This is a genomic window from Streptomyces hilarionis (genome assembly GCF_024539675.1).
Classification (GTDB): Bacteria; Actinomycetota; Actinomycetes; order Streptomycetales; family Streptomycetaceae; genus Streptomyces; species Streptomyces hilarionis.
Genome location: NZ_JAHHIT010000276.1, coordinates 1 through 6,370, shown reverse-complemented (window position 1 = coordinate 6,370; position 6,370 = coordinate 1). Strand labels below are relative to the sequence as shown.

Annotated in this window: 6 protein-coding genes; 2 read left to right on the top strand and 4 right to left on the bottom strand. The window is 74.1% G+C overall.

Going from position 1 to position 6,370, the window contains the following annotated elements; genetic code table 11:
• Positions 1–422: 422 nt before the first annotated feature.
• Positions 423–1,301, bottom strand: coding sequence for a DUF4232 domain-containing protein (locus tag KMS84_RS37525; protein ID WP_256921033.1), 879 nt, complete (start codon positions 1,299–1,301; stop codon positions 423–425).
• Between the two features lie 164 nt (positions 1,302–1,465).
• Here KMS84_RS37525 and sigJ point away from each other — a divergent pair, with 164 nt between their 5' ends.
• Positions 1,466–2,410, top strand: coding sequence for an RNA polymerase sigma factor SigJ (gene sigJ / locus KMS84_RS37520; protein WP_256921032.1), 945 nt, complete (start codon positions 1,466–1,468; stop codon positions 2,408–2,410).
• A 93-nt stretch (positions 2,411–2,503) separates the two neighbouring features.
• Positions 2,504–3,745, top strand: coding sequence for an NAD(P)/FAD-dependent oxidoreductase (locus KMS84_RS37515; protein WP_256921031.1), 1,242 nt, complete (start codon positions 2,504–2,506; stop codon positions 3,743–3,745).
• Between the two features lie 126 nt (positions 3,746–3,871).
• Here the strand turns inward: KMS84_RS37515 and KMS84_RS37510 are convergent, their stop codons facing one another.
• The 3 genes from KMS84_RS37510 to KMS84_RS37500 form a co-directional block, all read right to left on the bottom strand.
• Complete coding sequence (locus KMS84_RS37510; RefSeq protein ID WP_256921030.1) at positions 3,872–4,282, bottom strand: hypothetical protein; 411 nt, start codon at positions 4,280–4,282, stop codon at positions 3,872–3,874.
• Between the two features lie 28 nt (positions 4,283–4,310).
• Entirely contained in the window at positions 4,311–5,138 is an 828-nt protein-coding gene (locus tag KMS84_RS37505) for a TNT domain-containing protein (protein ID WP_256921029.1), read from the bottom strand.
• A gap of 381 nt (positions 5,139–5,519) precedes the next feature.
• Positions 5,520–6,281, bottom strand: a complete 762-nt coding sequence (locus KMS84_RS37500; protein ID WP_256921028.1) for a phosphoglyceromutase — start codon at positions 6,279–6,281, stop codon at positions 5,520–5,522.
• Positions 6,282–6,370: the final 89 nt, after the last annotated feature.

Here is a 6,370-nt window from a genome sequence, read left to right as displayed (position 1 = left end):
GGTGGGGCGCGGGGGATCCGGTCCACCCGCTCGCGCGCCGTCGGCCGCCGGGGGCGTGCGGGGGCCGTATCAGGCGTGCGGGGGCCGTGCCGGGCGTGTGCAAGACCCTGTGCGCCGTTGATGCGCCCGGGGGAACGGGCATCCAATGGGCACAGGTCCTACGCCTCCGGGAGGAACCCCATGGCCGAGTCCCCCAGCACTCCCCCGCCCGACCCGACGCAAGCGCGCCCGAGCGAGCAGCCCGCCGAGATCCGGAACCTGATGCTGATCGGCGCGTGCGGCTGCGGTTCCGGGTGCGGCTGCGGATGCCAGTCGGGCAGCCCCTGCCAGTGCGGCTGAGGACGCATCCGAGGCACGGACGCGGACGCGAAGGGCCCCGGCGTCGACACGACGCCGGGGCCCTTCGCCGCGCCCGGGGCGCGTCAGGAGGCGGCGGCCGCCACGGCCGTGACGGTCACCGTGTCGTCGCACTCGGCGAACTGGCCGTCGTCCAGGGCGACCTGGTGCGACCCGGAGCCCGGCAGACCGACGACGACCGTGGGGTACACGGAGGGGTCCGCACCGGACACGCAGTACCCGTCGGCCTCGCCCTGCACCTGCACGAAGGTCAGCTTCACCCACGCCCTGCCGCCGGGGGCCACCGTGACCGGCCCGGCCGATCCGACCGGCGTCACCTCGAGCGGTGAGTTGTGCTCCGGGGAGCCGTTGCCCGCCCCGGCGACGGACGGGTGCCCCTTGAGGACGCACGCCCGGCCGGAGACGTTGGTGAACGTGACGATCGCGGCGCCGATCCCGGTGCCGGCCGGCCGCTGCGCGGCCTGCCGGGCGGTGACCTCGAGGCTCTTCGCCGCACAGGTCGCCACGGCGCCGCCGGCCGAGCCGCGGGGAGCGGACGGGGAGGCGGAGGCCGGCGCGGAGGCCGAGGACGTGCCCGAGGCGGTGGCCGGGGCGGAGGGCGTGGAGCCGCCGGAGCCGCCGGAGGCCCCGGAGCCCGAGCCGCCGTCGGTGGAGCCGGCCGAGGCGGAAGCCCCGGCGGAGGGGCCTTTCGCCGTGGAACCCCCGGCAGAGCTCGTCGCGGGGGCGGAACTCCCGGCGGGAGAGGGCGAGTCCGTCGGCTGGCAGGCCGTCATCGCCAGGGCCGCCGAGGCGACCGCGGCCGCCGCCACCGCGCCCCGGCGCGCGGGACCGAGCAGGCCCCGAAGGACACCGCCGCCGCGGGTCGCGGCCCCGGCCCCGCCCCGCCGCGCGTCCGCACGCCCCTCGACGCCGGTGCCGCCCACGCTCGCGTCCATGTCACGCATGTCGTTCCCCCGATTCCGGATCGGCGCGGGCGTCCGCCGTCGCGCCGTCGTTCACCCGCGCAGACGGGGCGGACGGCCACGGGAGTTCTGCCGGGCGCCCGCCTGTGACCCACCGGTGACGAAAGGAAACGCGGTCCGCGACCGTGCGGGCTAGGATCCGTGGCATGGCCCTGACCGTGAGCGACGTGGACCGGTTCGAGGCGACGAGGCCCCGTCTGGAGGCCATCGCCTACCGCCTGCTGGGCTCCGCGAGCGAGGCGGAGGACGCCGTGCAGGAGACGTTCCTGCGCTGGCAGGCGGCCGACGCCGATCGCGTCGTGGTTCCCGAGGCCTGGCTGACCAAGGTGCTCACCAACCTGTGCCTCAACCAGCTCACGTCGGCCCGCGCGCGGCGCGAGACGTACGTGGGCGAGTGGCTGCCCGAACCCCTGCTCGCCGGGGACGCGATGCTCGGCCCCGCCGACACCGCCGAACAGCGCGAGTCGGTCTCGTACGCGGTGCTCACCCTGCTGGAGCGGCTCTCCCCCAACGAACGCGCGGTGTACGTGCTGCGGGAGGCCTTCGACTACCCGCACCGGGAGATCGCCGAGATCCTCGACCTCACCGAGGCCGCCAGCCAGCAGATCTTCCACCGCGCCAAGAAGCACGTCGCGCAGGGCAGGGCCCGCACGGAGATCGACGAGGCCGCCGCCCGGCGCATCGTCGACGAGTTCCTCGCTGCCGCCACCAGCGGGCGCACCGAGCCGCTCGTACGGCTGCTCACCCAGGACGCCGTCGCGATCGGCGACGGCGGCGGCAAGGTCCCGGCCCGCGCCAAGGCGTTCGAGGGCGCCCTCGCGGTGGCCACGTTCATGCGGGGCCTGTTCAAGCCCAGCCAGGCCAAGCGGTCCATCGTCGGCGGCTCGCCCGACGTCTACGCCTCGACCGCCAACGGCTCCCCGGCCCTCGTGGCCGTGCTCGACGGCCGGGTCATCGGCGTCATGTGCCTGGAGATCGGCCCCGACGGCATCGCCGCGTTCCGCAACCAGGTCAACCCCGACAAGCTCGAGCGCGCGACCAGGCACTGGGCGGCCGTCGACCACGGGGAGCCCCTGCTGCGGGCCTTCTGACCCCGATGTGACGTGCTTCACATCGTCCTCCTGTCAGGAAACGGCGGGCCGCCCGGTTCAAGAGGCGAATCCGCTCAAGACAGGAGCAGCGACATGCAGCACCGCATCATCGTCCTCGGGGCCGGATACGCCGGAGCCGTCGCCGCCGGGCGCCTCGCCAGGCGACTGCACCGCGAAGACGTCGCCATCACCCTCGTCAACGCCGAACCCGACTTCGTCGAGCGCGTCCGGATGCACCAGCTGGCGGTCGGCCAGGAACTCAGCCCGCGGCCGCTGGACGAGATGTTCGCGGGCAGCGGCGTCCGGCTGAGGATCGCCAGGGTCACGCGCGTCGACGTCGAGCGCCGGACCGTCTCCGTCCTCGCCGCCGACGGGACCGAGGAGCTGTCGTACGACACCCTCGTGTACGCCCTCGGCAGCGGCTGGAACGACCAGGGCGTCCCCGGCGCCGCCGAGCACGCGCACCAGATCGCGAGCCGGCCCGGAGCGCTGCGGCTGCGCGAACGCCTCGCCGGACTGCCCGCGGGACAGCCCGTGGTCGTGGTGGGCGCCGGCCTCACCGGAGTGGAGGCCGCGACCGAGATCGCCGAGGCCCGCCCGGACCTGGACGTCGCCCTCGCCGCCCGCTCCGGCCTGGGCGACTGGCTCTCGCCGAAGGGACGCCGGCACCTGCGCAAGGTCGTCGACGGCCTCGGCATCACCGTGCACGAGCACACCGCCGTCACCGCCGTCGGGGCCGACCACGTCGTCACGGCCGACGGCGGCTCCCTCCCCTCGGCGGCCACGCTCTGGACGACCGGCTTCGCCGTCCACCCCATCGCCCGCGCCACCGCCCTGGAGACCGACGACGCCGGCCGCGTCGCGGTCGACCGGACCCTGCGCTCGCTCTCGCACCCCGACGTGTACGCCATCGGCGACGCGGCCCTGGTGCAGGGCCCCGGCGACAAGCCGCTGCGGATGTCGTGCGCCTCGGGCGTCCCCACGGCCTGGCAGGCGGCCGACGCCATCGCGGCCCGCCTGACCGGCGGCAAGATCCCCACCGTCTCGATGCGCTACTTCAACCAGTGCGTCTCGCTGGGCCGCAGGGAAGGCCTCATCCAGTACGTCACCGCCGACGACCGCGCCACCGACAGGGCCCTCACCGGACGCTTCGCCGCGCGCTACAAGGAACTGATCTGCAAGGGAGCGGCCTGGGGCGTCGCCCACCCCGTCCTCGGCCCGAGCAAGCGGCGTCGCATCACCCGGGACCTGCCCCGCACCGGCCCGGCGAACGCCCCGGCCGCACCGGCCGCACCGGCCGGGACCGACGCACCGACCCCCGCCCCGACGCCCTGACCCGCCACATCCCTACGATGCGCCCGCACCCCGGACCGTGGAGGCGGACCCCGGGCCGGGGGGGCGGGCCCGGATGGCGACCGCCGGCGGTCCGGCAGGACGCCCGAGCGGGTCAGGCCCCTCCGGTCATCCCGCCGACGGGGGTCGTGGACGACCGTCGTCGGGGCGAGGCCCCTGCGCGGTCCGCCGGTGGCCGGCCTCGGACAGAGCCCGGTCCAGGGCCTCGCGGGCCCGCCGTCGGATGCCGTCGGCGTCGTGCAGGAGCCGGTCCATCTCCTCGGGAGTGGCGGGTTCGGGCCGCGGCCCCTCGTCCGTCAGCCGGTCGTGGAGCCAACGGCATGCCCGGTCCTCGTCCGTGAACCACTCGTGCACCTCGCGCGTGCCGCGTTCGTGCACACCCACGGCCCACAGGCCGCCGCGCTCCTCGAGGAAGTAGCGATCGGCCGTGTGAGGCCCGTGGGGGCAGTCCTGGATCTCGTAGTACGCCTCCGGGACGCCGGCCGACCGAAGAGCGCGGCACAGCTCGAACCGGTCCATGGAGCAAGTCTTCCCCACGGGCGCACGATCAGGACCGGGACGGGTACGTGGCCTTCAGCCGTACGAGGGTGCCGTTGCCCACCAGGTCGGCCACGCTCGTGCGGGGGATGCTCGGGCAGAACGAGCTCGACGTCACGTACTGGATGCCGGTGCCCGGCTGCTCGAACGCCGGGGCCTGCGGCCCGGCGCACACGGTGACGTCCTTGGCCAGCCGGTACAGGTGGTAGTTGTACGGGTAGCGAGGGTCGGTGGTGTCGAGGCTGGACGGCGGGAGCGCCCTGAGCCCGTACCTCGTGCCGGCCGACGCGAGGAAGCGGCCGGCCTCGTTGCCGAAGCGGTCGAGCAGCAGGTTCTGGTTCGCGTGGAGCACCAACGGCGCCGCGATCACGCCGCCCTGGATGTCGTGCGCGAATCCGTCGTCCGACGGATAGCGCCAGTCGCCCTGGCCCGAGTCGGCGGCCGGGTTCCACCACCGGTTCAGGAACGCCACGGCGGTGAGACCGCCGAGCCGGTCATAGCCCTTGAGGATGGCCCCCACCGGCCCGCGGGTCGGCAACCACCTGGGGCCGAGCCGCCAGTCACCGCAGAAGTAGTACGGGCGGTACGCCTCGGGGATCGGGTAGGGCACCAGCCCCTCGCACGCGCGCGGCCGACCGGGCCCGTGCCCGTCTCCGGGGTGCGCCAGAGGTCCGACCGGTGCGGGCGCCGACGTGCCCGGCCGAACCTGCCGGACGGCCGCCGTCCTGCCGTCGTGGTCGGCCGCCGTCGCGGACGACGAGGCTGAAGCGCCCATGACGAGGGAAGCGGACAGGCTGACCGCGGCGACGACGCCGGCCCACCACCTTGACGATTTCACTGAACCTCCCGAGGGGCCGATCGCGGGAGCGGCCCGCCCGGCCGGTCCGTGCATCGGCCACGGATCAACCGACATAACGGGATCACTGAAGCCGCGGACAGGGCCGGACGCGGGGGGACGTGCCGCAACTGCGTCCGAACGCACGCTCCGTTTCACACGGGGAGCCCAACCGACGACCGCCCCACCGCACACCGGCGGGCGTCCCCTGAACGTGCCCCGCCCACCCGACGCCCCTTCTCCCCGAAGATCCGAGGATCCGGAGAACCGGGGCCGCCTCGGCACCCCGGAAACCCACGCAGGCCGAACCACCAACCACACCGAACCACCAAAAAGCCCCCGCCCCGCGAAGAACTCGCAGGTCGGGGGCTTGCTGGTGTCGCGTTACTTCTTCTTGCCCTGGTTCTTGACTGCCTCGATCGCTGCTGCCGCCGCGTCCGGGTCGAGGTAGGTGCCGCCCGGGGTGAGGGGCTTGAAGTCGGCGTCGAGTTCGTAGGCGAGGGGGATGCCCGTCGGGATGTTCAGGCCCGCGATGTCGGCGTCGGAGATGCCGTCGAGGTGCTTGACGAGGGCGCGCAGGCTGTTGCCGTGGGCGGCGACCAGGACCGTGCGGCCGGCGAGGAGGTCCGGGACGATGCCGTCGTACCAGTACGGGAGCATCCGGATGACGACGTCCTTCAGGCACTCCGTGCGGGGGCGGAGCTCCGGCGGGATGGTCGCGTAGCGCGGGTCCGCGGACTGGGAGAACTCGGTGCCGTCCTCGAGGGGCGGGGGCGGGGTGTCGTAGGAGCGGCGCCAGAGCATGAACTGCTCCTCGCCGAACTCCGCGAGGGTCTGCGCCTTGTCCTTGCCCTGCAACGCACCGTAGTGGCGCTCGTTGAGGCGCCAGGAGCGGTGGACCGGGATCCAGTGGCGGTCGGCGGATTCGAGGGCCAGCTGGGCCGTGCGGATCGCCCGCTTCTGGAGGGACGTGTGGACCACGTCGGGCAGGAGGTCGGCGTCCTTCAGGAGTTCGCCACCGCGGACCGCCTCCTTCTCGCCCTTCTCGTTGAGGTTGACGTCCACCCAGCCGGTGAACAGGTTCTTCGCGTTCCACTCGCTCTCGCCGTGGCGGAGGAGGATCAGCTTGTACGGTGCGTCGGCCATGCGTATGAGCGTAATCGACCGCTCCGACGCGGTGTGCGGGTGCTCGCACAGCGGACAGGGCGGTGGTGGGGAGGGGCGGCGTGAGGGGG